This window comes from Mesorhizobium sp. P3_A9 (assembly GCF_056402975.1).
This window is the reverse complement of record NZ_JBFUGJ010000611.1, coordinates 1-1,965: the sequence shown is the minus strand read 5'-3', so window position 1 is coordinate 1,965 and position 1,965 is coordinate 1. Positions and strand designations below refer to the sequence as shown.

The window sequence follows — 1,965 nt, the reverse complement described above, 5'->3', positions numbered from 1 at the left end:
GCACAATCTCGACAACGCCCAGCGCGCCGCCGGCCGCACCATGCTGTTTGCCATCAATGCCGGCATGTATCATCCCGACCTCAGGCCGGTCGGCCTCTATGTCGAGCGTGGCCAGGAGATGGCTGGTGTGAAGACCGGATCGGGAAGCGGCAATTTTTCGCTGCAGCCGAACGGCATCTTCTACATCAGCCAAGGCAAGGCTGCGGTTCGCGCGACCAGGGACTTTGTCAGGAAGCGCCCATCCACCGACTATGCCACGCAATCCGGGCCGATGCTGGTGATCGACGGCCAGCTTCATCCTAAATTCCAGTCCGACGGCACGTCGCGCAAGTCCCGCGACGGGGTCGGGGTGCGCAAGGATGGTGTCGCGGTCTTTGCCATTTCGAACGGCACGGTGAATTTCCATGCATTCGCCCGGCTGTTCCGCGACGCGCTCGGGTGCGACAATGCGCTGTTTCTCGACGGCACGATATCGAGCCTGTTCGCGCCCGCGATCGGCCGCAACGATGATTACTGGAATCTGGGACCGATGATCGGCGTGTTCAGGAAGAGGGGCTAGGCTCTCGCTTGGCTCGAAGCTTGAGCGCGATCACCGCTATGATGACCAAGGCGACCACGGCGATCGCCGCCAACCCGGACAGGCTGGTCACATCGAGCTCGGGGATGCTGCCGGCGCCCTTGGCCACCAGCCATCCCGGCGACAGCACGACCGGAGCCCAGATGATCGCCGACAGGATGTTGGCGATCTGGAAGCGGCGCCGGTGCATGCCCATCATGCCCGCGACCAGCGGCACGGTGGCGCGGACGGGGCCGAAGAAGCGGCCGACGAAAACCGCCCAAAAACCGTAACGGTGGAAGAACAGCCGTGCCCTGGCGACCTCGCGGCGGTGACGGTTGAGCGGCCATTTATGCACGACACCGCGCCCGAGCCATTTGCCGAGGAAATAGGAGATGGTATCGCCGAGCGCCGCCCCGATCATCGCAGCCAGAAGAACGGGCAGCGGCTGGACGATGCCGGCTCCCACCAGCCCGCCGACRATGATGAGCACCGTCGTGCCGGGCAAGAGGATGCCGACGAGCACCAGCGACTCGCCAAAGGCCAGCAGCCCGACCACGAGGCCGGCCCACGCCTGATGGTTCTCGATGAAACAAACGCTCTGGTCGATGAACGACTGCACGCAGGCTCCCTGTTAAAAGCGTTTCTCAGCTACCGCTGTCGAGCAGGCTTCTGAGTTCGTCGAGCTTGTCGTTGACGAGCCAGCCGTAATAATTCTCGACCGGCAGTTTGCGGCCCTTGCCGCCGGCAACCGCCGCGCGCAAATCGGCCGCCCGCTGCCGGGGCTGGCCGACATTGTAGAGCGTCGCCGTGATCCCCGGATTGCCTGAGATGTCGAAGCCCTGTTCCTTGTAGGCGTTGATGGCGTCGCGCACGATCGCGGCGATGTAAACGATGCTGCGGTCCGGATCCATGACATCGCGATAGATCGCCTGCGGATGATCCGGCGTGAGCTTATCGTAGCCACTCACCCTGTTGACCAGATCGGTCACTTCGAGCGCGGTTAGCGGGCTGATCTGGCCGAGGCCGAATGTCTGGCCGGCGAAGAAGGGCTGGAAGAATGCCTGCTGGAAGGTCTGGGCATCATAGGTGACGCCGTCGACCGTCTTGCCGCGGAAATGTTCCACCCACACCCTGTCGCGGCAACTCCACAGGGTGGAACTGTCCTTGGCCTCAGTGCAGGCTGCGAATTCCGGCCGCTGGACAAAGGTCTGCACCGGCACGCCCTTGTAGCGGAAGGCAAAGTCGAGGCCGGAATAGGACAGCGCCTTTACATAGTAGGTCTGGACGGAGCCGACGGCCGTCACATTGTAGGTATGTTCGCCGACCAATGCGCCGACGATGTGGATGGGGTCGATGTCGTAGGCGGCCGCCACCTGCTTGATATGCGCCACCAGCTTCTTCTCGCG

At 63.2% G+C, this 1,965-nt stretch carries 3 protein-coding genes; 1 reads left to right on the top strand and 2 read right to left on the bottom strand.

Annotated elements, in window-relative coordinates:
- Positions 1-559: phosphodiester glycosidase family protein (locus AC1DX0_RS35200; RefSeq protein ID WP_477359035.1), on the top strand; the 559-nt coding region annotated here is incomplete at its 5' end.
- Here the strand turns inward: AC1DX0_RS35200 and AC1DX0_RS35195 are convergent.
- Both AC1DX0_RS35195 and AC1DX0_RS35190 read right to left on the bottom strand, forming a co-directional pair.
- Positions 543-1,178 (bottom strand): DedA family protein, encoded by a 636-nt coding sequence (locus AC1DX0_RS35195; protein ID WP_477221326.1) that lies wholly within the window; start codon positions 1,176-1,178, stop codon positions 543-545. The two genes, AC1DX0_RS35200 and AC1DX0_RS35195, sit on opposite strands and share 17 nt — an antisense overlap.
- 25 nt (positions 1,179-1,203) lie before the next feature.
- Positions 1,204-1,965: DUF1402 family protein (locus tag AC1DX0_RS35190; protein WP_477359032.1), on the bottom strand; the 762-nt coding region annotated here is incomplete at its 5' end.